Origin of the sequence: Arthrobacter sp. ERGS1:01, assembly GCF_001281315.1 — a bacterium.
GTDB lineage: Bacteria > Actinomycetota > Actinomycetes > Actinomycetales > Micrococcaceae > Specibacter.
Genome location: NZ_CP012479.1, coordinates 2844964 through 2870340 on the forward strand (window position 1 = coordinate 2844964; position 25377 = coordinate 2870340).

19 protein-coding genes and 1 pseudogene are annotated in these 25377 nt (G+C 69.0%); 7 read left to right on the forward strand and 13 right to left on the reverse strand.

Annotated elements, in window-relative coordinates; genetic code table 11:
- Window positions 1-78: 78 nt before the first annotated feature.
- Window positions 79-1173, forward strand: coding sequence for a TOMM precursor leader peptide-binding protein (locus AL755_RS16805; protein WP_054011981.1), 1095 nt, complete (start codon window positions 79-81; stop codon window positions 1171-1173).
- Here AL755_RS16805 and AL755_RS16810 read toward each other — a convergent pair.
- Both AL755_RS16810 and nudC read right to left on the reverse strand, forming a co-directional pair.
- Window positions 1134-3281: an ATP-dependent DNA helicase UvrD2 gene (locus AL755_RS16810; RefSeq protein ID WP_237762522.1), complete on the reverse strand. Its 2148-nt coding sequence runs from the start codon at window positions 3279-3281 to the stop codon at window positions 1134-1136. The genes AL755_RS16805 and AL755_RS16810 overlap by 40 nt on opposite strands.
- Window positions 3278-4249, reverse strand: coding sequence for an NAD(+) diphosphatase (gene nudC, locus AL755_RS16815; RefSeq protein ID WP_054011982.1), 972 nt, complete (start codon window positions 4247-4249; stop codon window positions 3278-3280). The genes AL755_RS16810 and nudC overlap by 4 nt, the downstream gene beginning before the upstream one ends.
- Before the next feature lie 156 nt (window positions 4250-4405).
- Between nudC and AL755_RS16820 the strand changes: the two genes are divergently transcribed.
- Entirely contained in the window at window positions 4406-5719 is a 1314-nt protein-coding gene (locus tag AL755_RS16820) for a macrolide 2'-phosphotransferase (protein WP_054011983.1), read from the forward strand.
- 91 nt (window positions 5720-5810) lie between these two features.
- Window positions 5811-6314, forward strand: a complete 504-nt coding sequence (locus tag AL755_RS16825; protein WP_054011984.1) for a hypothetical protein — start codon at window positions 5811-5813, stop codon at window positions 6312-6314.
- A 6-nt stretch (window positions 6315-6320) separates the two neighbouring features.
- On the opposite strand, the gene AL755_RS16830 is transcribed toward AL755_RS16825, so the two are convergent.
- The 3 genes from AL755_RS16830 to AL755_RS16840 are packed head-to-tail and all read right to left on the reverse strand — an operon-like array spanning window position 6321 to window position 13518.
- The gene (locus tag AL755_RS16830) at window positions 6321-9791 is read right to left on the reverse strand and encodes an ATP-dependent helicase (protein WP_054011985.1); all 3471 of its coding nucleotides are present in this window, start codon (window positions 9789-9791) and stop codon (window positions 6321-6323) included.
- The gene (locus AL755_RS16835) at window positions 9788-13111 is read right to left on the reverse strand and encodes an ATP-dependent helicase (protein WP_054011986.1); all 3324 of its coding nucleotides are present in this window, start codon (window positions 13109-13111) and stop codon (window positions 9788-9790) included. The genes AL755_RS16830 and AL755_RS16835 overlap by 4 nt, the downstream gene beginning before the upstream one ends.
- Complete coding sequence (locus AL755_RS16840; protein ID WP_054013143.1) at window positions 13108-13518, reverse strand: MGMT family protein; 411 nt, start codon at window positions 13516-13518, stop codon at window positions 13108-13110. Before AL755_RS16840 ends, AL755_RS16835 begins: the two co-directional genes overlap by 4 nt.
- Window positions 13519-13612: 94 nt before the next feature.
- Here AL755_RS16840 and AL755_RS16845 point away from each other — a divergent pair, with 94 nt between their 5' ends.
- From AL755_RS16845 to AL755_RS16860, 4 genes are all read left to right on the forward strand, one after another.
- Entirely contained in the window at window positions 13613-14299 is a 687-nt protein-coding gene (locus tag AL755_RS16845; protein ID WP_054011987.1) for a 3'-5' exonuclease, read from the forward strand.
- Between the two features lie 426 nt (window positions 14300-14725).
- On the forward strand, window positions 14726-15673 hold the full coding sequence (locus tag AL755_RS16850) for an ABC transporter substrate-binding protein (protein ID WP_054011988.1): 948 nt from the start codon (window positions 14726-14728) through the stop codon (window positions 15671-15673).
- A 30-nt stretch (window positions 15674-15703) separates the two neighbouring features.
- Window positions 15704-16468, forward strand: a complete 765-nt coding sequence (locus AL755_RS16855) for an amino acid ABC transporter permease (protein WP_054011989.1) — start codon at window positions 15704-15706, stop codon at window positions 16466-16468.
- Window positions 16465-17202, forward strand: a complete 738-nt coding sequence (locus AL755_RS16860; protein WP_054011990.1) for an amino acid ABC transporter ATP-binding protein — start codon at window positions 16465-16467, stop codon at window positions 17200-17202. The genes AL755_RS16855 and AL755_RS16860 overlap by 4 nt, the downstream gene beginning before the upstream one ends.
- An 84-nt stretch (window positions 17203-17286) precedes the next feature.
- Here the strand turns inward: AL755_RS16860 and AL755_RS16865 are convergent, their stop codons facing one another.
- From AL755_RS16865 to hemQ, 8 genes and pseudogenes are all read right to left on the reverse strand, one after another.
- Window positions 17287-17835 carry an MOSC domain-containing protein gene (locus AL755_RS16865; protein WP_202813525.1) on the reverse strand — a complete coding sequence of 183 codons (549 nt, stop codon included), beginning with the start codon at window positions 17833-17835 and terminating at the stop codon, window positions 17287-17289.
- Window positions 17836-17890: 55 nt separating this feature from the next.
- Window positions 17891-19066, reverse strand: a complete 1176-nt coding sequence (locus AL755_RS16870; RefSeq protein ID WP_237762523.1) for a glycoside hydrolase family 3 N-terminal domain-containing protein — start codon at window positions 19064-19066, stop codon at window positions 17891-17893.
- Window positions 19067-19227: 161 nt separating this feature from the next.
- Window positions 19228-20535 (reverse strand): glutamate-1-semialdehyde 2,1-aminomutase, encoded by a 1308-nt coding sequence (hemL, locus tag AL755_RS16875; protein WP_054011991.1) that lies wholly within the window; start codon window positions 20533-20535, stop codon window positions 19228-19230.
- 41 nt (window positions 20536-20576) lie between these two features.
- Window positions 20577-21548: pseudogene (gene hemB, locus AL755_RS16880) on the reverse strand (porphobilinogen synthase); the annotation flags it as partial.
- A 24-nt stretch (window positions 21549-21572) separates the two neighbouring features.
- On the reverse strand, window positions 21573-22493 hold the full coding sequence (locus tag AL755_RS16885) for a uroporphyrinogen-III synthase (protein WP_054011993.1): 921 nt from the start codon (window positions 22491-22493) through the stop codon (window positions 21573-21575).
- Window positions 22490-23473: a hydroxymethylbilane synthase gene (gene hemC, locus AL755_RS16890; protein WP_054013146.1), complete on the reverse strand. Its 984-nt coding sequence runs from the start codon at window positions 23471-23473 to the stop codon at window positions 22490-22492. The genes AL755_RS16885 and hemC overlap by 4 nt, the downstream gene beginning before the upstream one ends.
- Before the next feature lie 19 nt (window positions 23474-23492).
- Window positions 23493-24662 (reverse strand): ferrochelatase, encoded by a 1170-nt coding sequence (locus AL755_RS16895; protein WP_054011994.1) that lies wholly within the window; start codon window positions 24660-24662, stop codon window positions 23493-23495.
- Entirely contained in the window at window positions 24659-25369 is a 711-nt protein-coding gene (gene hemQ, locus AL755_RS16900) for a hydrogen peroxide-dependent heme synthase (RefSeq protein WP_054011995.1), read from the reverse strand. The genes AL755_RS16895 and hemQ overlap by 4 nt, the downstream gene beginning before the upstream one ends.
- Between the last annotated feature and the right edge of the window lie 8 nt (window positions 25370-25377).

The following is a 25377-nucleotide window of genomic DNA, read 5'->3' on the forward strand; positions in this document are numbered from 1 at the left end:
GGGCGCGGATCCGGGCACGGTGCCATGATCAAGGGACGGTCCGCAGATGGGGCGGGCCCGATCCGAGGGGAGGCAGCCATGACCCGTATCAATCCGGGACTGCGCATGGTTCGGCGCGACGCCCAGAGCGTCCAGATCGGTGTGGGTCCGGGCGGGACCGTCATCGACGGACTCCAACCCCGCGACCTTGCCTTTGTCCAGGCCCTGCGGGACGGCATCGCCGATGCCGAGGTATTTGCCAAGGCGGCTGCCCTGGGGCTGACGGAGCAACGGGCCCAGGAGGTGTGCATCAGCCTCGCGGGCCTGCTCTTCGGCGATGCCGAACTGGCCAGCCGGGGATTCCGGGCCGAACGGCTGCTGCCCGAAAGATCGGCCCTCCTTGGCCTGCACCAGGGCTCCTGCAAGGACTCCATGGCCCGCCGGGAACGCGGCGTCGTCCATGTCGTGGGGCTGGGCCGCACGGGTGCGGCCCTGGCGCTGGTGCTTGCCGGGGCGGGCGTGGGAACCATCCTGCTCGAGGATGACAGGCCGGTGACCGCGGTCGACGTGGGGCCGGGCGGGTTCAAGTTGGCCGACATCGGCCTGTTGAGATCCGTGGCCGTGCGCCGCCATGCCTTATCAGTGGACCCCAGCTGCCACGCCCATGTGCTTCATGAGGGCGGCACGGGAGGCCCCGATTCGCGCTGCCTGGACCTGGCCATCGTGGTGGCGCACGACGCCGTCTCGGCCGGCACCGCGGCCCGGTTCATGAGCTCGGACCGGCCCCACCTGTTGGTGCTGGTGCGGGAGCAGGACGGGACGGTGGGGCCGCTGGTGCTGCCGGGCGAGACGGCGTGCGCGGAATGCGTCGAACGGCACCGCAGCCGCCACGACCCCCAGTGGCGGGAGGTGTGCGAGCAGCTGGCGGAAGGCGGCGGCCCGGCCGATGACCACAGGCCCCGTGCCGAACTACTGGAAAGCGCCGCCCTCGCCACGTCCCTGGCCGGGACAGCCGCCGCCCAGGCGCTTTTGTTCCTGGACGGCGTCAACCAGCCCTGCACCTGGTCCTCGGTCATGACGTTCCATCCGGACAACGGCCGGTGGACGCAGGAGGAATTTAGAGCTCACCCGGAGTGCGGCTGCCAACTGCAGCGTCAGGCGCTGGCAACGATCTCCAGGACGTCCTCACCGTAGCGCTCCAGCTTTGACGGGCCCACCCCGGGCAGGGCGGACAACTCGTCCAGGTCCTGGGGCGCGGCTTCGGCGATGGCCATGAGCGTGGCATCCGTGAACACCACGAACGCCGGGATGTCCGCGGCGGTGGCAATCTTCAGCCGCCAGGCCCGCAAGTCCTCAAAGACCGCCTCGTCGTAGCCGGGCGGGCACGTGGAACAGCGGCCGATCTTGCGTTCGGCCCCCGTACTGAGCATCTTCCCGCACACCCGGCAGACCGACGGCGCGGCCGCCTTCCGCGACTTGCGCGCGGCCGGCTGCCGCGGGCCGGTCGGGGCCCCGCCCACCGAGCTGGGACGCAGTCCGTCCAGGAAACGTGAGGGCCTGCGGTTGGCCCGGCCGCCGGGAGTGCGCGCCGTGGACCAGGAAAAGTTCAGGAACTCGCGGGCACGGGTGATGCCCACATAGAGCAGCCGGCGTTCCTCATCGACGCCCTCCGCCGTGTCGGCAAAGGAGATGGGCATCAGGCCCTCGCTCATGCCCACCAGGAAAACGGCGTCCCACTCCAGGCCCTTGGCCGAGTGCAGCGACGCCAGGGTGACGCCCTGCACCGTGGGCGCATGCTGGGCCGAGGCGCGCTCCTGCAGCTCCGCCACCAGATCGGCCAACGAAAACGCGTGTTCGGGGGTGCTGCGCGAAACCACCAGCTCATCCGCCAATGCCACGAGCGCGGCCAGCGACTCCCAGCGTTCGCGCACGGCGCCTCCGGTCTTGGGTGCCTCGGCCTGGTAGCCAAGGTTGCCCAGGATGTCCCGAACCAGCTGGCCCAGGGGTTCGTCCTCGGCGGCCCGGGAGGCGGCCCGCATCTGCAGGATCGCGTCGCGGACTTCCTTGCGGGCAAAGAACCGCTCCCCGCCGCGCAATTGGTAGCCGACGCCGGCCGCCGTCAGGGCTTGTTCGTAGGCTTCGGATTGGCCGTTGGTCCTAAACAACACGGCGATCTCGCTGGCCTGGGTGCCGTGCTCGATCAGGATCTTGATGCGCGCGGCGACGGCGGCGGCCTCGGCCTCGTCGTCGCTGCATTCCAGGAATTCCGGGACGGGGCCGTTGGGCCGTTGCGCCACCAAGTGCAGGGGTTGGGACCACAGGGCGTCGGCTGTCAGCCCGCCGCTGCGCCTGCTGTTCAGCAGGGTGTTGGCCAGGCCCACCACCTGCGGGGTGGAGCGGTAGTCGCGGACAAGTTTCACAACGTTGGCGTCCGGATAGCGTGCCGGGAAGTCCAGCAGGTGCCGCGGGGTGGCGCCGGTGAAGGAGTAGATGGTCTGGCTGGCGTCGCCCACCACGCAGAGCTCGTCCCGGCCGCCCAGCCACAGGTCAAGCAGGCGTTGCTGCAGCGGGGAAACGTCCTGGTACTCGTCCACCACGAAATGCCGGTACTGGTCCCGCACGGTGGCCGCAACGCGCGGATCCTCGGCCAGGATGCCGACCGTGATGAGCAGTACGTCCTCGAAGTCGATGAGGTTCCGGTCCGCCTTCACGTCCTCGTACGCCTGGAACAGCCGCCCCACGGCGACCTTGTCCAGCCCGCCGGGTTCGCCGCGGTCCTCCGCCTTCGTCAGGTATGTTTCCGGGGTCAGCATGGACACCTTGGCCCACTCGATCTCCGCGGCCAAGTCCCGGATCGCGGCCCGGTCGGTGGGCAGGCGCAGCCTGCGCGCGGCCTCACCGATGATCTGCGCCTTGTGTTCAAGGAGTCCGGGCAGCTGGCCGCCGATCGCGTGCGGCCAGAAGTATTGCAGCTGGCGCAGCGCCGCGGCGTGGAAGGTGCGGGCCTGGACGGTGCCGACGCCGAGGTCGCGCAGGCGGGTGCGCATTTCCGCGGCGGCCCGGGCCGTGAACGTGACGGCCAGCAGGCGGTTCGGGTTGTAGACGCCCGTGTGCACGCCGTAGGCGATCCTGTGCGTGATGGCACGCGTCTTGCCGGTGCCGGCGCCGGCCAGGACACACAGGGGCCCCGCCAGCGTGGTGGCCACGGCGCGTTGTTCGTCGTCGAGGCCGGCCAGGATGCGTTCCTCGGCCGTGCGCTCGTCCATGACGGGCAGGCCCAGCTGGCGTGGATCGAAGCTCATGCCCGGACCCCGGCCACGGTGGCTGCTGCGTCGCCGGGCTCACTGATGGGCCCGCCGTACCAATGTTCAATGAGCTCCCGGGCAATCGAAAGCCGCCCGGGGATGCCGGCATCCCCGCTGAGGACGGCGGACTGCAGTTCCTCCCGGCTGAACCAGCGGGCCTCCCTGACCTCGACGCCGTCGGGCACGGGGACTGTATCGGCCGTGTGGGCGAGGAAGCCGAGCATGAGCGACCGCGGGAACGGCCAGGCCTGCGAGCCAAGGTATTCGACGGCGTGCAGCTTGACGCCGACTTCCTCGGCGATCTCGCGCACGGCGGCCTGTTCGGCGCTTTCACCGGCTTCGACGAATCCCGCCACGGTGGAGTAGCGGTTGGCCGGCCAGGCGAAGTTGCTGGCGAGCAGGATCTTTTCATCCGCGCCAACGATGGCAACAATCACGGCGGGGTCGGTGCGGGGGAAGTGCTCGGAGCCGTCCACCGTGCAGCGGCGCATCCAGCCGGCCCACTCGGATTCGGTGGCGGCACCGCACCGCGGGCACCGGGGATGGCTGTTGTGCCAGTTCGCCACGGCTTGGGCCTGGATGAATATGGCGGCGTCGGCAGCGGACAGCAGGCCCGCCGCGTCCCGGTACCCCAGGAATTCGGCGCCCTCGGGCAACAAAGCCGGCGCACCGGCGTCGTCCGCCAACACCTTCAGCACCAGGTCGGTGCCGTCGGGCAGTGTGGGATGGCTGCCGTCCACGGTTTTGCCAAGGTAGATGGTCAGGGTGTCCGCCGGCAGTCCTCCGGCAACCCCGGCGGGGTCAAGGAATGCCAGGGCATTGCCGTGGACGGGGGCCTTGCCGGCCTGAAAAAGCAGGACACGATGGCCGGGCCGGGCCTGCACCGCTTCCAGGTAGCCGGGTTCGACACGTTGTTCACAGTCGCGATCGAGCACGGCTTCGAGGGAGGGCAAGGCTTGGATCATGCTTCTACCGTACGCAGTCCGGGCGACTTTTTACATTCCTCCTGCAGGACCGGGCCGGGGTCCGTGGAGCGGGCCGGCCGGAGGACTTCTTGCGACTCGCCGCGGCATGGGCAGGCAGTTGCCCGTTCCGCGCTCTACGGTGGAGGGGTGAGACGAATGACTGCAATCGAATTGGCCGCTATTGCCAGCGCGGCCGTGCCCGGACTCAACGTCACGGCGTTTGGGCCCGAACCCGACGATGCAGCCGATTTCAGCTCCGCATTGTTGGTGGATTCGGAAAACCGCCGCTGGCGCGTGCGCTCCCCCAAGCATGTCGAGGCCAGCGCACGGCTGGAGACCGAGCGCCAGGTTCTGCGCGCCTTCTCCCCCGCCATCCGGGCCGAATTGCCGTTCCTGCTCCCCACCGTGGCCGGCACCGTCCGCCAGGGCGAGCTGATCACCTTTGTGTACTCCCACATTGTGGGCAAGGCCGAATCGGTGGAGGAGCTCTCCTCCGGCGGGGCCGCGCTGGCGCTGGAAATTGGTGCCGCCATTGCCGCCATCCACGATCTGCCGCAGGAACTTGTCACCAACGCCGATTTGCCCAGCTACACGGCCAACGAGTTCCGGCAGCGCAAGCTCAACGAACTGGACCAGGCCGCCACCACGGGCAAGATCCCGCCGTCCCTGCTCCTTCGCTGGGAGCACGCCATGGAGGATGTGGCCCTCTGGCGTTTCAACTCCTCCGTGGTCCACGGCGACCTGCACGAGGACAACATCCTGCTGGACGGCACCAAGGTCACGGCCGTCATGGGCTGGACCGACCTGCGCGTCGGCGACCCCGCCGACGACTTTGCCTGGCTCGTGGCGATCAACGATCCCGCCTTCGTCGACACCGTGATGCAGGCCTACGCCGCCGCCCGGCACGAGACACCCGACCCGCATTTGCTGCGCCGGGCCGCCCTGAGCGCCGAGTTTGCGTTGGCCCAGTGGCTGGTCAAGGGTTTCGCGGCGGACAGCGCCCGCATGGTGGCCGACGCCGAAACCATGCTCCGCACGCTCAAGGCCGACATCGACCTGCACGGCGGCCAGCCCATCAGCACCGAGCCGGCACCCGTGGCCGAGCCCGCCAAGACCGAGACCGAGACCACCGAATCCGCCTCTGAGTCCGTTGTGGGCACTTCCGTGGACCCCGACGCGACGGGTGCCATCCAGGTGGTCATGGCGTCCCCGGCGGTATCGGCGGTTGAGCCGGTCGAGGCCAAGCCCGCCGTGGAGCTTCCCGGGTCAGAGGCCAAGGGCGCCGATTCCGCCCCGGCGGACGATGACGCCGCGGCCGACGTCGCCGAAGCCGGGACCGCAGGCGAGGCCACGACCGGGCCCGACGCCGGCACTGACGACACCGCTGCCGACAACGCTGCCGGAGGCGGCGAGGACGTCGACACGACGGCCATGAAAGTCATTCCGTTGAAGGCAACGCCCAACACCTAGGCCACGGCTGTTGCCGCCTGGCGGCACTCGCTTGGAAAACCTTCAGCGGAACATCCCCGCCCGGCCATGGGTGTTATGCAATGATTCGTCCATGGGGACCACACACCGCTCACTTGCCGCCATCGCCGCCATCATTTTCGGGGCGGCCGCACTGTCCGGCTGCACCAGCGCCGAAGCGACCGCAACGCAACCGACCGTGACGCCGTCGTCGGCTTCGTCATTTGCATCGGCGTCGGCGCCGGCAAAGGACCTTCCCGGCTCGGCGATCATCTTCGAGGTCCAAAAGAAGCAAATCGGACCGAAAACGTCTACTCCCGGCACCGTCGTGAAGCACTACAGCGGGACCGGGCCGACCACCCTTCACATCCCACCGCTGGCACCCGGCCAGAAACGGCTGGGCTCCATCGTCATCTGCAGCGGAGCCGGGGAATGGAAGGTCTCCTTCGCCCGGGTGGGCTGGTCCAGCGGGGTCTGTTCGACGGAGAACAGCTCGACCGCGATCTACGAACTTCCCGCCCCGTCAAAGGACACGGCAGTCACTATCGACGTCCCGGCGGACGCCAATGTGTGGCTGACCGTCTTCTCCACGAAGTAGGCCCGCTCAGCTGCCGGATTCCGTGTAGGCGCCCGTGACGATTGCCTCCAATTCCGCCCGGCCGGCCAGGTCCACCGGCCGGATCAGCTTGTCCTGGCCAACGTAGTAGAACGCGGCCCGCACCTGCTCCAGCGGAACCTCCTTCAACCGTGACCACGCCAGCCGGTACACGGCCAGCTGGACGCCGCGCACCGCCAGCTGCGCCTTGGACGGGACCTTGCCGGTCTTCCAGTCGATCAGGTCCCAGCCGCCGTCGGCATCCTTGAAGATCGCGTCGATGCGCCCGCGGACCACGACGTCGGCCACGCGGGTTTCGATGGGCACCTCCAGTTCCGCGGGGGTCCTGTTGGCCCACGCCGAATTCTTGAAGGTCTCCTGCATCTCCGCCAGCCCGTACGCCTCGTCCACATAGGCGTCGGCGCCGGGCAGCTCGTCCAATTCCAGCTGACCGGTGCTGCCGAAGTAGTCCTCGATCCAGGCGTGGAACGCGGTCCCCTTACGCGCGGCCATGCCGGGTTTGGTGGGCACGGGCCGGCGCATGGCACGCGTGACCTTTTCGGCGTCCTCCCCCAGAGCCACCAGGCGCGAGGCGGAAATGTGCGGGGGCAGTTCCACCCGAAATTGGTCTGACTCCACCTTTTCCTGGGCCAGCAGCACCTGGGTTTCCCTGCCCCAGCGCGGATTGGCGGCCAGGAACCCGGCCAGGCCCGGCCCGGCAGCATCTGCGTGGGGGTGATCCGCGCCCTCGGCAAGTGCGTCCCGGACGGCGGCGGCCGAGGCCTCCACGGCGTCGCGCCTGCCCGTCCTGGCCACAACGCCCTGCCGGCCCGTGATGACGGGGCCGTTGAGCGGGTCATAGGGCCACAACGCCGTCTCCTCCCCCGCGCTGACTGGGTTCTCGGCGTCCTCTTCCGGATCCTGCCGCCACTCGCCGATGACTGCGCTCTGTTGGGCACCCTCGGCCAGCGGCAGCAGTTCGGCCAGGAACGGCGACGGTTCCAGCGGCGCCTTGCCGCTCCCCCACACCGTGGTGCTGCACAACAGGAAGTCCCGGGCCCGGGTGAACGCCACGTAGGCCAGGCGGCGCTCCTCCTCCTCGCCGTGCAGTTTGACGTCGTCGGCGAAGAGTTTCTCGTTGTCCAGGAGCGTTTTCAGGTCGGGGACATTGAGGTCCCACTCGGGGAGGTCGTCCCGGTCCCCGCGCAGCGGCCAGGGCAGCGACTTGGCCCCCGTGGTCCACCTGTCGGCGCGGGCGCTGGGGAAGGCACCGGCGTTCATGCCGGGGACAAACACCACATCCCATTCCAGGCCCTTGGAGGCGTGGACGGTCAGCAGCTGCACGGCGTCCGGGTTGGTCTCCACCGCCGTCATCTCCAGGCCACCCTCCTCCGATTCCGCCGTCTCCAGCCAGGCCAGGAACGCCGCCAGGTCAACGCGTTCGGCGCCCTGCATGAACGTCATGGCGGCGTCGGCGAAGGCGTCGAGGTTGCGCCGGGCGTGGTGGATGCTGGAGCCCGGCTTGGCCGCCAGTTCAATGTCGAGCAGCATGGTCCGCTCCACGACGCCAAGCAGGTTCGTCAGCTCGTCGCCGACAAAGGTGCGCAGCAGCCGCAGCTCGTCACGCAGGGCGAGCAGGCGTTCGCGGGCCGGCTCGGAGAGCGGCCGGGCGGCCTCGGGCCAGTAGTCGGGGCTCAGGTAGTCGAGCGCTTCGATGAGGGAGGCGGCGTCGACGACGTCGGAGGTCACCACGGTTTCCTCCTCCGCCTCGGCGGCGGTGCCGGCCGGATCCTCTCCCCCGGCCACGGCGGCCGGGTCGAAGGGCACCTGGTTCTTGGCCGCCCATTCCCGGCGACGGGCCAGGTACCGGGACCAGTCGGCGAACGCCATGAGGTCAGCCGGGCCGATCCGCCAGCGGGCACCCGTGAGCAGGCGCATGAGCGAATCGGAGCGGCCGGGATCGGCAATGACCCGCAAGGTGGCCACCAGGTCGACGATTTCCGGGGTGGACAGCAGCCCGCCCAGCCCCACGATCTCATATGGGATGCCGTGGGCCTCGAACACGGCCTGGAAGCCGGCAAATTGCGCCCGGCGCCGGCACAACACGGCCACGGTCATGGCACCCTGGGCGCCCTGGTGCGAGGAAAAGTCGCCCTTGCGGTCCAGGATTTCCGCGGCAACGGCCTCGGCCTGCGCCATTTCGGTCTCGAAGCGGGCCAACACCACCGCCCCGTCCGGTGCGGAGGGTTTTTCCCGCAGCGGCGACACCACCACGCGGGGCCCGGCCGCGGCCCGCTCCGCCTCGCTGAGCCCGGCGGCCAGCCGGGCGTTGGCCTTGCGTTCCTGGGCGTGCGTGAGCTCGGCGGACATCACGTTCGCGGCCTTCAGGATCCGCGCCGAATTGCGCCACGCAATGGTGAGTTCGGCGGTCTCGGCATAGCCGCCGTCGTCCTTGCGGAAGATCTCCGGGAAGCGGAACAACTGCCCGGCCGAGGCCCCGCGGAAACCGTAGATGGACTGGTGGGGATCGCCGACGGCCGTGACGGGGTGGCCGCCGCCAAAGAGCTGGGCGAACAGTTGCAGCTGCGCATGGGAGGTGTCCTGGAATTCGTCCAGCAACACCACCTTGAACCGTTGGCGTTCCATCTCACCGGCGTGCGGCACCTCGGCGGCAATCCGGGCCGCCAGGGCCACGAGGTCGCCGTAGTCCAGGGCGTTGCGGCGGCGTTTGGCCTCGGCGTAGCGCTGGACCAGATCCACCACGGTGCCGCGGGTGCGCAGCACATCCAAAAGCTTGCCGGCCGCCTGGGTGCGCGGCTTGGCCGTCTCGGCGATGTACGGCAGGGCCTCGAAGCCGGCCACCCATGCGTCAAGCTCAGCGCGGACGTGCAGGGGGTCCTGCAGGTGCTCGGCACATTCGCCGGCCAGGTCCATGACGGACTGGATCAGCGTGGACTTGGCGGCCGTGAAGTGATGGTGGTCGCCGTCGTGGGCCTCGACGACGTCGCTGGCCAGCTGCCAGGCCTCCGCCGCGCCCAGCACCACGGCGTCGCGTTCAATGCCCAGGCGCAGGCCGTAGTCGGTGACGATGCCGCTCGCGTAGGAATGGTAGGTGGACACCTTTGGTTCCAGAGCGTCGCGGGCGGCAGCGGCCGGGGCCAGCTCCACCACGCCGGAGCGGGCCAGGGTGCCCAGCTTGGCCAGTTGGCCGCGGATGCGGGCGGCCAGCTCCCCGGCGGCCTTGCGGGTGAACGTGACGCCCAGGATTTCCTCGGGGCGCACCAGACCGTTGGCCACGAGCCACACCACGCGGTCGGCCATGGTGGTGGTCTTCCCGGACCCGGCGCCGGCAATGACCAGCAACGGTTCCAGCGGGGAGCAGATGATGGCCGCCTGCTCCGCGGTGGGCGGGCGCTGGTCCAGCAGATCGGCCAGTTCGTAGGGGGTCAGCAGGGGGTCAAGGATGGTCTCGGTACTCATTCGGTGACTTGTTTCCCTTCGCGACACAGGGGGCAGATGGTGGGCAGCGGGCAGCCGCTGCGTTCGGTCCAGTCGGCGCCGTGGCGGGCCGGGAACGTGGCCTGGGCCATGAGGTGGGCGGCCTTGAGGACCTCGGGGGTGGCCCAGTCCTCCGGGCCGGCGAGCAGGGCCGGCTGGTCCTGGGTCTTGACGGCCTTGGTGCCGTCCCCCAGGGGGAGCAGCGCGGCGCCACCCGGACCCGCATGCGCAAATCCCGCCATGGCCGCCTCACTGGCGAAGGCGCCGGCCAGCACGGCGGCCTGGTAGGCGCCCAGCTGCGGGTGTTGGGCGATCTGGGCCTTCGTGGGCTTGTTCCGCCCGGTCTTCAGGTCGATGATGACTAGGTTGCCGTTGGCGTCGGCCTCCAGCCTGTCCACTTGGCCGCGCAGCCGGGCCGGCCGCTCCCCCGGCCGGTCCGCGTCTCCTGGGACGTCGACGGCGAAGTCCAGCTCCACGCCGATCAGCGTACGCCCCTGCTGGCGGGCGTCCACCACGTATTGGGCGAGTTTGCGCAGCATCTCCTGCGCCCGCTGGTAGTCCTGTTCGGCCTCCCAGGACTCGCCCATGCCCAGCGACGGCCAGCGTTTTTCCAGTTCGTCCAGATACTCGTGCCCGGCACCGTTGGGGATGTCCTGGGCGATGGCGTGGATGAGCGTGCCCAGGCTGCGGGCAAAATCGGTGGTCGCCTCCCCGCCGGCGGCCTTGACGAACCAGTTCAGCGGCGATTTCAGCACCGCCTCAACCTTCGACGGCGAGACCGTCACGGGCTCGCCCTCGGGGACGATCGGCGCATCCGTGCTCAACGGGGCCAACCCCCACCAGGTGGCGGGGGCGGCGCCAGGCACCGACTCCGTGGCGAGCACAGCCAGCATGCGGGCGGCCTCCGGTTCGGCGTGCATCTCCGATTCCTGGCGCAACTCCGCCACGAGGGAGCGCAGCGTCATGGGCCGGGGCACCTGTTCAACGGGCCGGACGGGATATTGGGATTCGCCGCCGGAGTCCGTGACGGGCACATAGGGGGCAGCCAGGTCGATGAACTGTGACGGCTGGAGGTCGTGGCCGGAGGCGCCCGTGAGGATCAGCTGCCGGCTGGCCCGGGACATGGCCGCGGCAAAGCTGCGCAACTCGTCATAGCGGATGTCCCGCAGGCGGGTGGCCGGGTCGATCTGCCGGGCAGCGGCGGCACCGCGTTCCAGGACGTCAACCAGCAGCTGGCTGCCCAGCAGCTCACCGCGCAGCCGGGTATTGGGCCAGACGCCTTCCTGCAGGCCGGCCACGATGACCACGGGCCATTCGCGCCCGGCGGCGCTGGCCGGCGTCAGGATTTCCACGGCGTCGGTCCGCTGCGCGCGCGCCGCCAGGGTGTCCATGGGGAGTTCCTGGCTGAGCAGGTAGTCAAGGAACTGCTGCGGGCTGGAGCCGGGCAGCTGGTCCACGTAGCGTTCGGCCGTTTGGAACAACGCCATGACGGCATCCAGGTCCCTGTCGGCACGGATGCCGGTGGGCCCGCCGCGCAGCGCCTGGGATTCCCATGTCCCGGAACAGTCGGCGGCGTCCCACAGCGCCCACAGCACGGTTTCGGCGTTGGCGCCCGGCTCGGCCACGGCCGCCTTGCCCGCGGCCAGCATGGCCGCAATCCGGGCGGCGTTCTGCCCCTCCCAGCCAAGGTTCGCCAGTTTCGCGGGGTCGTTGAGCGCCTCGATCAGGAGTTCATCGCTGGCCCGGCCCCCGCCAGCAAGGCGCTCCTGGGTTCGCAGCGCCTGCCGCAGCCGGCGCAGGTGCAGGGCCGTGGAGCGCCCCAGCCGCGACGTCAGCAGCGAGACGGCCAGTTCGGCGTCGAGCACGGCAGGGTCCAGCGCCACCCGGAACGCCTCCAACAGCGGCCGGACGGCGGGTTCGTCGCGGACGGGGTTCTCCGCCACGGGCACCTTGACCGGGATGCCCTGGCCGCTCAAATACCGCTGCAGGGACGCCAGCGCCGAACCCGTGCGCACGATCACGGCCATTTCGGCCAGGCTGTGGCCGGCCAGGTGCTGGAGGTTCAGGATGCGCTCGGCCACCAGCCGCAACTCGTGGACCTCGGAGGCCACCACGTGCGCCACGACGTTCGACGCCGTGTCCCCGGCCTGTGTGCCCAGATCCGCCCCGGGAGCCGCCGTCAAGGGATCCGCCGGCGTGGGCGCGCTCGCTGCCGGCGCGGGCCACTGCAGCAGGCGTGCCTTGTGCCCGCCCGGTGTGTGGGAGATCCGTTCGGCGACGGCGGACCAGGCCGCGGCGAGTGCCGGGGTCATCCGGTGCGAGGTGGACAGCGCAAACTCGGTGACCGGGATGGTGTCCGTGGCGAGGGATTCGCGCAGGGTGCCGACCAGGTCGGGGCGGGCTCCGCGGAAGCCCTGGACCACGGTGTCCGGGGAGGCCGTGACCAGCATGTCTTTGCCCCGGCCCACCAGGTGCAGGAGGTCGTGGACGGAGCGGTTGGCCTCCTGGATGTCATCGACGAGGATCAGGTGCAGGCGCGCGCGTTCGCGCTCCAGGAATTCGGGGTCGTTGCGCAGCAGCGTGGCGGCGGCCGTGATGATGCCGGCGGGGTCGAAGGACTCGGATTTTCCCCAATCCACCACGTCGCGGTACTCCCGGTACAGGGACGCCGCGGCCACCCAGTCCGGGCGGTGACACTCGACGCCCAGCGCGGCCAGCCGTTCGGGGTCCAGATCGTACTCGATCACGCGGTCGAAAAGCTGCCGCACCTCCTGCCGGAAGCCGCGTGTGTCCAGGGCCTCGGCCAGGTCCGCGGGCCAGGGCGGGGGCGTGCCCAGGCCGAGCTGGTGACCCTCCAACAGCTCCTTGATGATCAGGTCCTGTTCGGGGCCGCTCATGAGGCGGGGCGGTCCGTCAATGTGGGGCATGCGGCCCTCCACCTTGGCCCGGCGCAACAGGTCGAAGGCATAGGAGGACCAGGTGCGGGCCGGGGACGTGCTCAGGCTCCGGGTGAGCCGGGCGCTGAAACCGTCGCGCAGGCGTGCGGCGGCCAGCCGCGACGGGGCCAGCAGCAGGGCACCCGCCGGATCGACGCCGTCGTGCTCCATCCGCTTCACGGCGGCCTCCACCAGCACCGTCGACTTCCCGGTGCCCGGGGCACCCCAGACAAGCACGGGCCCGGAGCCCGGAGCAAGGTCCACCACCGCCTGCTGGTCGGGGCTCAGCGACGGCGGGGCCGCCAGGGACGCCGTCGGCGCCACGAGGGTCAGGCGCGGAAGTGAGGACTGCTGTGGTGCGCTCATGCTTGTAGTCCATCACGGGGCTCCGACATTTCCGCCCCGGCCTCCCCGGCGTGCAGGCGCGCGGCAATGGCGTCGATGGCCAGGAAGTCTGATTCGGCCGGATTCCAGCGAGCTACGGCCATGTCCACCCGCCAGGAAGGGTGCGTACCTCCTGTTTCCCCGCGCAACGCCATGCCCTCCTCCCGGTAGTGCACCAGGGCGGCGGCATCGTGGAACTGCGGCGGCTGCCCGCCCGCCCGGATGACCCGCCACCAGGCCACGGCCGATCCATGGTGCGACATGACGGACCCCACCTGGCGCGGGCCGCCGCTTTCCAGCAGCGCCGCAATGTCCCCATAGGAAAGGACCCGTCCGGCCGGAATCAGCTCCGCCACCCCAAGAACCGCTTCAACATACTCTGCACGCATGAAACCAGCGTAGTTCGCCGCCGGCCTGTCCCGGCCCCTGTCGGGTCGGTCCGCCGGTGCCACCGGTGTCGGTGCCAGCAGGTAGCGTTGGGGCATGACTAGCTGGAGCATGCACCCCCGGGCCGCGTTTGATTTGGAAACAACGGGCAAGGACCCCCGCACGGCCCGGATCGTGACCGCGTCGATCGTGATTGTCGACGAGGCCGGCGCGGTGGCGGAGACCCAGGAATGGCTTGCGGACCCGGGTGTGGAGATTCCCGAGGAGGCCGCCGCCATCCACGGCATCAGCACGGCCCACGCCCGCGAGAACGGCCGGCCCGCCGACGTTGTCGCGGCCGAGGTTGGCGCAGTCCTGGCCACCTTGTTTGAGAACAAGATCCCCGTCATCGCGTTCAACGCCAGCTACGACTTCACGGTGCTCGCCAACGAGGCCCGCCGCCACGGCCTGGCCCAGATCACGCCCACCCCGGTGATCGACCCCTTCATCTGCAACAAGCACGTGGACAAGTTCCGCCGCGGCAGCCGCACGCTGGTGGCCCTGTGCGAGGAGTACGGCATCACGCTCGACGACGCCCACACCTCCGCCGCCGACGCCCTGGCCACGCTCCGGCTGGCCGACGCCCTCGCCGCCAAATACAGCGCCCTGCGGGTGGACCTGCCGCAGCTGCACGAGGCCCAGGAGGGCTGGGCGCGCGAGCAGGCCGCGGATTTCCAGGCGTACCTGCGCCGGGCCAAGGACCCCGCCGCCGTGATCGAAGGCGACTGGCCCGTGCTTCCGTAGGGACCGCATTGCTTTAAGACCAGCACCGCAGGAGGAACCGCACTTCCATTGGAATCGTGCGTAAACCCGGCGCGGCCGCCACCGCCGGACCGTGAGCGATTTTCGCCCAGCATGATCTAAATCACACCCCGCACCGCCGCTTCCGCGCGCCTTGTGACGCGTCAGTCGTACAGGCCCCGCAACCCACTGCCGGGGTGGCCGGCGCCACAAGGCGGCATTGTGCGCAGATTGTTCTGCGAAATCCAAGTTTGTGAAGCATTAGTTCGCATCCGCCACATTTGGGGGCTGGATGACATAATTTAGTTCAGCGGCTTGGGTTCTGCTATGAATCTCCCTTGAATTTCATTCATGAGCTCCCCCGCGCCTTCTTGAACCCCCTGCCCGGTCGTCTTCGGGCGGGGCACCTGCAATGAAAGTGAATGCTCCATGAAGAAAACAGCCTTGAAGTGGCTCACCGCTGCTCCTGTCGCCGTCGCCCTGGCCTTCTCCCTTGCCGCCTGCGGCGGATCCGCCGGCAGCACGGCCTCCTCCGCCGACGCCCTGGCCGGCGCCGACCAGCAGCACACCAGCAAGTACACGACCGAATCGGTCACGCCGCTGGATAAGATCGACACCTCCAAGCTTGGCCTGATCACCCCCGGCACCATCAAGGTTGGCACGCTCTCCGACGCCCCGCCGAACATCTTCATTGACAAGAACGGCAACTTCACCGGCTACGACAACGAGCTGCTCCGCGCCATGGCCGACAAGCTGGGCCTGAAGATCGAGTTTGCCTCCACCAAGTTCCAGGCGCTGCTGAGCCAGGTCAAGAACAAGCAGTTCGACGTTGGCTCCTCCTCCATCTCCACCACGGATGCCCGCCGCCAGACGGTGGCCTTCACCAACGGTTACGACTTCGGCTACATGGCCCTGGTGACCAAGGACGATGCGAAGGCGCAGACGTTTGCCGCACTCAAGCCCGGCATGCGCGTGGGCGTCGTCTCCGGCAGCGTGCAGGAAGACTACGTCAAGAACACGCTCGGCATGGACCCGGTCTCCTTCCCCGACTACAACACGGTCTTCGCGAGCCTGAAGAGCGGACAGGTTGACGCCTGGGTCGCCCCGTCCCAGCAGGCCACCGGACAGGTCAAGGCCGGCGACGGCACCAAGATCGCCGAGAAGAAGCTCAACACGCAGAACTTCACCGCCTACGCCGTTGCCCAGGACAACCCGGCCCTGCTGGCAGCCCTGAACTCGGCGCTGGACGCAGTGATCGCCGACGGCACCTGGACCAAGCTGACCTCGCAGTGGTACACGGACCGCAAGACCGCTGCCGAGCAGACCCCCGAGGGTTGGAAGCCGGGCAGCAAGGCCGTCAAGATTCCGGCCAGCTAGAAGCAGGCCAGAGAGAAATAGCGAAACCACATGGATTATTTGAATAGACTCGGCGAGACCTTCCTTGACTGGAATCAGATCGCCCAAGTACTGCCCAGCATGTTTGCCGTGGGCCTGCCCAACACCCTGGTGCTGGCCATCTCCTCCGGCCTGATCGGCACCTTCCTGGGGCTGATCCTTGCGCTCATGGGTATTTCCCGTAATCGTGTGGCACGGTGGGCCGCCCGGGCGTACACGGACGTGTTCCGTGGACTCCCGGCGGTCCTCACCATCCTGGTGATCGGACTCGGCTTTGGCCCGATCTTCCGTGAAATAACGGGCAGCAACAGCCCCTACCCCATGGGCGTCGCAGCCCTGTCACTGATGGCCGCCGCCTACATTGGCGAAATCTTCCGCTCCGGCATCCAGAGCGTGGACAAGGGCCAGCTTGAGGCCGCCCGCGCCCTGGGATTCGGCTACGGCCCGTCCATGCGCGCGATCGTGGTGCCGCAGGGCATCCGACGGGTGCTCCCGGCACTGATGAACCAGCTGATCGCCCTCATCAAGGACTCGTCCCTGGTCTTCACCCTGGGCCTGCTGTCCACCGAACGCGAACTGTTCCAGATCGGCCAGGACGCCGCCGCCCGCAGCGGTAACCTATCCCCGTATGTTGCCGCCGCGATCTTCTACCTGGCACTGACCATCCCCCTCACGCACCTGGTCAACTACATCGACAACCGCCTGCGCACCGGCAGCAAACCCAAGCCAGAACCCGATACGGCAGCGGCCATCGTCGGGAAGGGAGCACACTCATGAGCCAGTTTGAATCGGGTTCGCTGACCGCCAAGGGCGTCCACCTGTCCTTTGGCTCGAACCATGTGCTGCGCGGCATCGACCTGCACGTGCCCCAGGGCACCACGGCGTCCGTGATCGGCCCGTCCGGCTCGGGCAAGTCCACGTTGTTGCGCGTCATGAACCGGCTCATTGAACCGGATGCGGGCGACATCCTGCTCGACGGGCGCTCTGTCCTGAAGGACAGCCCGGACGAGCTCCGCCGCCGTATTGGCATGGTTTTCCAGCAGTTCAACCTGTTCCCGCACAAGACCGTCGGCGAGAACGTGGCGTTTGCCCTTCGCCGGCTGCGCAAGCTGCCCAAGGAGCAGGCGTGGGAGAAGGCCATGGAGCAGCTGGACCTGGTGGGCCTGAAGCACAAGGCCGATGTCCGGCCCGGAAACCTTTCCGGCGGGCAGCAGCAGCGTGTGGCGATCGCCCGGGCCCTGGCCATGGAGCCGGAGGTCATGTTCTTTGACGAGGCCACCAGCGCCCTGGACCCGGAGCTCGTCAAGGGCGTCCTCGCGCTCATGACCGATCTGGCCAAGGGCGGCATGACCATGGTGGTCGTGACCCACGAGATGGGCTTCTCCCGCAACGTCTCGGACACCGTGACGTTCATGGATGCCGGCGTCGTGGTGGAGACCGGGCCGCCGGATGAGCTGTTCTCGGCCCCGAAGACCGACCGGCTGAAGAACTTCCTCTCGGACGTCCTCTAACCGTTTTCATCTGTGTTGCACTTGTTGGACCGGAATGCGCTTCCCGAGCGTGATTTTGTCCAATAGGTGCAACACAGTTTTGTTTTAAACCCGTTCGAGCGCCTCGTGCGGTTCTTCGGGAAGTTCGACGGCGATGCGGTCACCCGGGTGCACGGTGCCGCCCCGGTGGACGACCCCCATGATGCCCGCCCGCCGCACCAGGGTGCCGGCGTCGTCGTAGCCCACGAGTTCCTTGAGTAGCCCGCGCTGGTAATCGTCGATCTGGCTGCAGGGATTGCGCAGCCCTGTCACCTCCACCACGGCCGTCTCCCCCAGGTGGAGGCGGGTGCCGCGGGGCAGCGCCAACAGCTCGAGGCCGACGGTGGTGACATTCTCGCCCAGGGCCCCGGGAGCCACCGCAAACCCCTTGGGTGCCAGCTCTTCGAAGAGCTCCTGGTGGATCAGGTGGACCTGGCGCAGGTTGGGTTGGGTGGGGTCGACCCGGACCCTGGAACGGTGTTGCACGGTGGTCCCGTAGTGGGCGTCGCCCGCCACACCGTGCCCGGCCACCAGTTCAAGGAAGTCGACGGATTGTTTACTGAAGCGGTGCCCGTCGTCGGCATGCACGGCCGCTATCTGCGCAGTTTCGTTCACGCGGCCAGTCTATGCCTGGCCGCGGCATGCCACCGGGAACCGTCGGTACTGCCCGTTAGAGCTCGTATTTGGCTTCCAACACCTTCAGTGCCGCGGCATTGATCTTGGCCATGAAGCTTGGCCGGGCCTGGGCCAGCGCGATCAGGGAGTAGTACATGGTGGGGATGTCGCGTTCGTTGCCGCACAGCAGCATGGTCCCGCCAACGTTGAAGAAGTCATTGGCGCGCACGCCCAGGCTCCACGGCTGGAGTTGGGCGGCGTTGCACAGATCGTCGGAGATGATGATCCCGGAGAAATGGTCCGTGGTGCGCAGCAGGTTCTGCATGATGATCTGGGACTGCGGGCCAATGTGGGTCGGGTCGATCTTTGAGTAGTAGGCACTGGAGACCATCACGAAGTGAATCCCGCCATTGATGGCCGTCTTGAACGGCAGGAGGTTCGGATCGTTGCTGGTGGTCTGGGTGTCGCGGACATTGGCGGTGGTGTCGGTGTTGCCGGTGACCCGCCCCAGCCCCGGGAAGTGCTTCGCCGTGGGGGCGATCCCCGCCTGTTTGAGGCCCGTCGCAAACGCGTTCCCCTCGGCCGACACCTGTGCCGGCGTGTACCCGTATTCGCGCTCGAAGTAGCCGATGGGTGCGTTGAAGGGTGCGAAGGACTGCGTCACGGTGTCAAGGACCGGGGCAAGGTCCACGTTGATTCCGGCCGCGCGCAGCTGGTTGCCCCACGCCCTCGCATCAGCGGTCAGGGTGGACGGCGCGATGGTGCCCTGGGCCAGACCCGTGGGAATCGAGGAGAATCCGGGGCCGTTGAGCACCTGGACGTAGCCGCCCTCCTGGTCCGTGGCGACAAAAAGCTTGGTCAACGACGTCGTGGAGGCCGTGATGGTGCTGGTCATTTGTCTGACGACGGCGGCCGTCGCGGCAACCCCGTTATAGGACCGGCCGGCCAGGTAGACATTGCCGACGTGATATCTGGTCAGGTCGCTCATGGTGTTGATGCTGGCACCCGTGGCGGCGGCATCGACCATGAACAGCTGGCCCACTTTTTGCTCCAGGGACATCAGCGCCAGGTGTTGGGCCGGCGTCAGGGACGCCGCCTTTGCCGCCGTGGCCGGTGCGACGGCGGCCGGCACCGCCTGGACCGGCGCGGCACCTAGGAAGGGTGCCGCCGCCAGGAACGCGGCAACAAGGGCAAGGGACTTGAAGGAACGGTGTCTGAGTGGATGACGCATCGCGCACACGGCTTAGGTAGCAGGACTGTGGTAGCGCAAATTCTACGCCGCACGGGCCGCACCGGCACCCAACCCGGCACGTGTCCGCCACGCCGTTGGCTTGCCCGGCTCTTGCCGGTGTTTGTCGAAACACCGGCAAGAGCCGGGCAATGCTCCCGGAATTAGGCGGTCGCGGCCGCGGCGGCCTTCGCGGCACCCGGCAGGGCGTCGAAGATCCGGTTCATGGCGGCGTCGTCGTGCGCGGCGGACAGGAACCAGGCCTCGAACACGCTCGGGGGCAGGTACACGCCGGAGTCCAGCATGGAGTGGAAGAACGGCGCGTAGCGGAACACGTCCTGGGCCTGGGCGTCGTCGTAGTTGTGCACGCCGTTGGCGGAGGTGCCGAACGCCACGGAGAACAGGTTTCCGGCGCGCTGGATGGAGTGGTCCACGCCCTCGGCGGCCAGGGCCCCGGACAGCGCGGCGGACAGTTCCAGCGAGCGGGCATCCACCGTGGCGTAGACCTCGGCCGTGGCGGCGGTCAGCGTGGCAACGCCGGCGGCCATGGCCACGGGGTTACCGGACAACGTGCCGGCCTGGTAGACCGGGCCCAGGGGCGCCAGGTAGTCCATGACGTCGGCGCGGCCGCCCAGGGCCGCCGTCGGGAGCCCTCCGCCAATGACCTTCCCGAACGTGAACAGGTCCGGCGTCCAACCCTCGTTCTGGCCAGTCAGGCCCCAGAAGCCGGCCGGGCCCGTGCGGAAGCCGGTCAGGACCTCGTCCAGGATCAGCAGGGCGCCGTGGGCCGTGGTGATGCGGGACAGGCCGGCGTTGAAGCCCTCCCCCGGTGTCACGACGCCCATGTTGGCGGGAGCGGCCTCGGTGATGACGGCGGCGATCCGGTCCCCGTGTGCGGCGAACGCGGCTTCGACGGCGGCGAGGTCGTTGTACGGCAGCACCAGGGTTTCGGCGGCCGTGGCGGCGGTGACGCCGGCCGAGCCGGGCAGGGCCAGCGTGGCCAGGCCGGAGCCGGCGGCGGCCAGCAGGCCGTCTAGGTGGCCGTGGTAGCAGCCGGCAAACTTCACGATCAGGTCCCGGCCGGTGAAGCCGCGGGCCAGCCGGACGGCCGTCATGGTGGCCTCGGTGCCGGTGGAGACCATGCGCAGGCGCTCCACTCCGGACACCCGGCCCATGACCAGGGCGGCGAGATCGCCTTCCGCCGGGGTGGAGGCGCCAAAGCTCAGGCCGTGGTCGACGGCGGCGTGCACGGCGGCCAGCACGTCGGGGTGTGCGTGGCCCAGCAGGGCCGGACCCCAGGAGCAGACCAGGTCCACGTAGTCGCGGCCGTCGGCGTCGCTCAGGTAGGCGCCCTTGGCGTTGACCATGAAGCGGGGGGTGCCGCCCACGGAGCCGAACGCGCGCACGGGCGAGTTCACCCCGCCGGGCATGAGGGTCTTGGCGCGGTCAAACAGTTCCTGCGAGCTGGTCATGAAGGGTCCTTTGGTCAAACGGGTCAAGAAGGGATGAGAGGCTAGTTGCTGCGGAGCCAGCCGGCGAGTTCGGCCGCCCAGTAGGTGAGGATCATGGTGGCGCCGGCCCGCTTGATGCTGAGCACGGACTCCTCGATGGCGGCGCGCCGGTTGATCCAGCCGTTTGCGGCGGCGGCCTCAATCATGGCGTATTCGCCGGAGATTTGGTAGGCGGCCACGGGGACCGGGCTCATGGCGGCGACGTCGGCCAGGACGTCCAGGTAGCTCATGGCGGGTTTGACCATGACGATGTCGGCGCCTTCGGCCAGGTCCAGTTCCACCTCGCGCAGGGCCTCGCGGCGGTTGCCCGGGTCCATCTGGTAGCTGCGGCGGTCGCCGTCGAGCTGGGAATCGACGGCCTCGCGGAACGGGCCGTAGAACGCGGAGGCGTACTTGGCCGCATAGGCCAGCACGGAGACGTCGGCGAAGCCGGCGGCGTCCAGGGCCTCCCGAATCACGGCGACCTGGCCGTCCATCATGCCGGACGGGGCCACCACGTGGGCGCCGGCGGACGCCTGGGCCACGGCCATCTTGGCGTAGATGGCCAGCGTGGCGTCGTTGTCCACGGTGCCGTTGGCGTCCAGGACGCCGCAGTGGCCGTGGTCGGTGAATTCGTCCAGGCAGAGATCGCTCATGACGACGAGGTCGTCGCCGACGGCGGCCCGAACGTCCCGAATCGCCTTGTTCAGGACGCCCTCGGGGTCAAGGGAGGCGCTGCCGGCGGCGTCGCGGACGGCCGGGATGCCGAAGATCATGATGCCGCCCAGGCCCAGCTCCACGGCCTCGCGGGCCGCCTCGATGAGTGAGGCGGAGGTGTGCTGGACCACGCCGGGCATGGACGTGATGGGCTTGGGCTCGCTGAGGTCCTCCCGGATGAAAACGGGCAGGATCAGCTCCGCCGGGGCCAGCCGGTATTCGCTGACAAGCCGGCGCATGGCGGTGGTGGTGCGCAGCCTGCGGGGGCGGTGCTGGGGAAGCTCACGTGGGTATCTCCTGTACTACGGGGTGTGTAAATCGGTGCGGGCGGCGGCCAGGGCGGCCACGATGCCCGCCGGCGTGGGCGTGGCGGCCGTTGCGGCGACGCGCAGGCCAAGATGAAGGGCGGCATCCCGTGTGGGTTGCCCGATCGCAACCACCAGCGCCGTCTCCGGCAGCGGCGCCATGGTGTGGGCCACCCTGGCGGCCGCACTCGGCGAGGCAAGCACGACGGCGTTGATCCGGCCCGCCTGTGCCTCCCGGGCCGCCTCGGCCGGGGAGAGCTGCGGGTAGCCGTTGCCGGGGGCGGCCAGACGCGAGTTGGCCAGCACGGAGGTCAGCCGCCTGGCTGGTTCCGCCGGGTAGTCGACGGTTGTATAGGCCGTGACCGCTTCCGGAGCCCAGCCCTTGGCTGCCAATCCGCGGGCGATGGTGGGCTCGGCCAGGTTCGACTGCGGAAGCAGGACTGTGTTGCCGGCGCCGTCGGCGGGGTATTCGGGCCACAAGGCCACGAGCCCGGCGGCAGATTGCAGGTCCACGGGGGCAAGGTCGGCGTGCACTCCCTCGGCTGCCAGCACGGCCACCGAGGTGGGGCCGATCGTCGCCACCCGGGTCCCGGCCGGAATGAGCGCGGAAAGCGTGACGCCGGCCGTCTCACACCACTGTTTCATGGCGCGCACCGTGGTGATGGAACTGACAACCAGCCACGCGTACTCCCCCGCGGCCAAGCGGCCAAGCGCCTCGCCGAGTTCCGGTCCGGTGGCCGTTTCGAAGTCGATGAGCGGCACCAGCACCGGCTCAGCCCCGGCCGCGGCCAAGGCATCAGCCAAAGCCCCCGCCCGGTCGGGGCTGCGGGTCACTGCGACCCGCAGCCCGGCGAGCGATCCCTGGATCTCGACAGGCTCGATCACCGGGTCGGCCTTGCTGGCCCCGGTTGACGTCATTTTGCCGAGCCGGCCAGATCCGCCAGGTCCGCTGCGCCGCCGGCGAGGAGCCCCTCGGCCAGTTCGATGCCCAGGAGGGTGGCGCCGACGATGCTGAGCTCCTCGGTGACTTCCTTGAGGCGCAGGGAGCGGACGCCGTCGAGCGAGCAGACCACGGCTTCCAGGAACAAGCTGGAGCCATTGCGGAAAGCGAACGCCCCGACGGGCGCGCTGCAGCCAGCTTCCAGGCGGGCCAGCAGGGCCCGTTCGGCCGTGATGGCCAGTCGGGTGTCCTGGTCATCGAGTGCATTGAGCGCCTGGCCAAGGACGCTGGCCAATGAGGTGTCCTCGGTGCGGCATTCCAGCGCCAGGGCGCCCTGGCCGGGGGCCGGGAGCATAACGTCATTTTCGAGGAATTCGGTGACGGTGTCGATGCGGCCGATCCGGGTCAGGCCGGCGGCGGCCAGGACGACGGCGTCGAGGTCGGCGGTCTTGCCGGGCACAACGTCATCGGAGGCGTTGCCGGGCAGGCCTGGAACGCGGGCCAGGCGGGTGTCCACGTTGCCGCGAATGTCAACGATGGCCAGGTCCGGGCGGGCGGCGAGCAGCTGGGCCGCGCGGCGTGGCGAACCGGTTCCCACGGTGGCGCCCTGCGGCAGCTGGGCCAGTGTCAACCCGTCCCGGGCGCACAGGGCGTCACGGGAATCGCCGCGCATGGGCACGGCGGCCAGCGAGAGCCCCGGCACGGCGGCCGTGGGCAGGTCCTTGAGCGAGTGCACGGCCACGTCCACGCGTGAATCAAGCAAGGCGGTGCGCAGCTCGACGGCAAACACGCCGGTGCCGCCCATTTGGGACAGCGGGCCGGTCAGCACGTCGCCGTCGGTCTTGATGGTCACGAGCTCGGCGTCAAAGCCACCGATGGCGCTGAGTATCTCGGTAATTTGTTGGGTCTGGCTCAGGGCCAGCTTGCTTCCGCGGGTTCCAATTTTCACAGTGTGTATTATCCCTTCTCGCGGCGCGTTAGTGGCTATTCCCGGCACCGGCCGCGACAAGGCCCACGGTGCTGCCAACCTCGGCGATGACGGGCTTCTCGCCGCGGAAGTTGGCGCAGCAGCCGGGGTTGCAGACGTCGTACCACGGGCCCAGTTTGGTCATGGCGGGGCGCTCGGCGATGTTGTTCTCGATGGTGCGTTCGCAGATCATGTCCACGAGGCCGGCAACGAACTTTTGGTGCGTGCCCGGCGTGGGGGCCCGGTGGAATGCCAGGCCCAGTTCGGCGCAGGTCTCGGCGGCCTCGGTGTCCAAGTCCCAGAGCACCTCCATGTGGTCGCTGACAAAGCCCAACGGGACCACGACGACGCCCTTGGTGCCGGCCGCGGCAAGCTCGGCCAGGGCGTCGTTGATGTCCGGTTCCAGCCAGGGCACGTGTGGGGCGCCGGAGCGGGACTGGTAGACGAGCGACCACTCCTGGTCAGGTTCCACGCGGGCCATGACGGCCTCGGCGGCGGCCAGGTGCTGGGCCACGTACGCGGAGTTTTCGGCAAACTCGCGGTCCTCGTCAACGGACCGGCCGGACGCCTCGGCGTCGCGGGTGGGGATGGAGTGGGTCGCGAACATGACGTGCACCGGTGCCTCCGGCGTGCCGGCGGCGGCCAGCTCGGCCTTGACCTTGGCCAGGGACGCCGCGGTGCCCTCGATGAACGGTTCCACGAAGCCGGGGTGGTCGAAGTACTGGCGCACCTTGTCCACCGCGAGCAGGCCGTCCAGGCCCGTCTCGGTCAGTGCCATGCCGATGTCCTCGCGGTACTGGCGGCAGCTGGAGTAGGACGAGTAGGCGCTGGTGGTGACCATGAGCAGGCGGCGGTGGCCGGCGTCGTAGGCGTCCTGCAAAACGGCGGGGATGTAGGGGTCCCAGTTGCGGTTGCCCCACAGCACGGGCAGCTCGATGCCACGGGCGGCCAGCTCGGCCTCCAGCGCGGCCTTGAGCGCACGGTTTTGGGCGTTGATGGGGCTGATGCCGCCGTTTTTGCGGTAGTGGTGGCTGACCTCTTCGAGGCGCTCGTCCGGGATGCCGCGGCCGCGGGTCACGTTGCGCAGGAACGGGATGACGTCTTCCTGGCCTTCGGGGCCGCCAAAGGAGGCCAGCAGGATCGCGTCGTAGTGGGCAGGTGCGGAGACGGGGGCGGTCATCGCAGGACCTCGGCTACCTCGGCTGCGCTGATGCGGCGGCCGGTGTAGAACGGCACTTCCTCGCGGACGTGCAGGCGGGCGTCGGAGTAGCGCAGGTGGCGCATCATGTCGACGAGGTCGGTGAGGTCGTCCGCTTCCAGGCCCAGCAGCCATTCCCAGTCACCGAGGGCAAAGGCGGAGACCGTGTTGGCCTGGACCTGCGGGAATTCCCGGCCCAGCATGCCATGTTCGCGGAGCATGCGGCTGCGGTCCTCGGCGGGCAGGATGTACCAGTCGTAGGAGCGCACGAACGGGTAGACGCAGACCCAGCCCTTGGGCTCGTTGGGACCCATGTAGCTGGGGGCGTGGCTCTTGGCGAATTCGGCTTCGCGGTGCACGCCCATGGCGGACCAGGCGATTTCCGTGGCGGCGAACAAGTCCGTGCGGCGGATGTTGCGGACGGCCTGCTGGAGGCCCTCGGGGTTGGGGCCCACGAGCCAGATCATGACGTCGGCGTCGTTGCGCATGGCGGAGACGTCGTAGGCTCCGCGCAAGGTGATTTTCTCGTCGGCCAGCGAGGCAACCAGGGCCTCGAAGCCGGCGGCGGCGCCGTCGCCCGCGACGAATGTGCCGGTGCGCTTGAACACCGTCCACAGCGTAAAGGGCGTGGCAAGGGCGTCCGCCGGCTCGGAAGTTTTGGTGACAGATTCCGCGAAAGTGTGGCTCATGCGTTCAA

Coding starts and splice junctions, on each gene's coding strand:
- AL755_RS16805 (WP_054011981.1), top strand. CDS start 79: ATGACCCGTATCAATCCGGGACTGCGCATGGTTCGGCGCGACGCCCAG.
- AL755_RS16810 (WP_237762522.1), bottom strand. CDS start 3,281: ATGAGCTTCGATCCACGCCAGCTGGGCCTGCCCGTCATGGACGAGCGC.
- nudC (WP_054011982.1), bottom strand. CDS start 4,249: ATGATCCAAGCCTTGCCCTCCCTCGAAGCCGTGCTCGATCGCGACTGT.
- AL755_RS16820 (WP_054011983.1), top strand. CDS start 4,406: ATGACTGCAATCGAATTGGCCGCTATTGCCAGCGCGGCCGTGCCCGGA.
- AL755_RS16825 (WP_054011984.1), top strand. CDS start 5,811: ATGGGGACCACACACCGCTCACTTGCCGCCATCGCCGCCATCATTTTC.
- AL755_RS16830 (WP_054011985.1), bottom strand. CDS start 9,791: ATGAGTACCGAGACCATCCTTGACCCCCTGCTGACCCCCTACGAACTG.
- AL755_RS16835 (WP_054011986.1), bottom strand. CDS start 13,111: ATGAGCGCACCACAGCAGTCCTCACTTCCGCGCCTGACCCTCGTGGCG.
- AL755_RS16840 (WP_054013143.1), bottom strand. CDS start 13,518: ATGCGTGCAGAGTATGTTGAAGCGGTTCTTGGGGTGGCGGAGCTGATT.
- AL755_RS16845 (WP_054011987.1), top strand. CDS start 13,613: ATGACTAGCTGGAGCATGCACCCCCGGGCCGCGTTTGATTTGGAAACA.
- AL755_RS16850 (WP_054011988.1), top strand. CDS start 14,726: ATGAAGAAAACAGCCTTGAAGTGGCTCACCGCTGCTCCTGTCGCCGTC.
- AL755_RS16855 (WP_054011989.1), top strand. CDS start 15,704: ATGGATTATTTGAATAGACTCGGCGAGACCTTCCTTGACTGGAATCAG.
- AL755_RS16860 (WP_054011990.1), top strand. CDS start 16,465: ATGAGCCAGTTTGAATCGGGTTCGCTGACCGCCAAGGGCGTCCACCTG.
- AL755_RS16870 (WP_237762523.1), bottom strand. CDS start 19,066: ATGCGTCATCCACTCAGACACCGTTCCTTCAAGTCCCTTGCCCTTGTT.
- hemL (WP_054011991.1), bottom strand. CDS start 20,535: ATGACCAGCTCGCAGGAACTGTTTGACCGCGCCAAGACCCTCATGCCC.
- AL755_RS16885 (WP_054011993.1), bottom strand. CDS start 22,493: ATGACGTCAACCGGGGCCAGCAAGGCCGACCCGGTGATCGAGCCTGTC.
- AL755_RS16895 (WP_054011994.1), bottom strand. CDS start 24,662: ATGACCGCCCCCGTCTCCGCACCTGCCCACTACGACGCGATCCTGCTG.
- hemQ (WP_054011995.1), bottom strand. CDS start 25,369: ATGAGCCACACTTTCGCGGAATCTGTCACCAAAACTTCCGAGCCGGCG.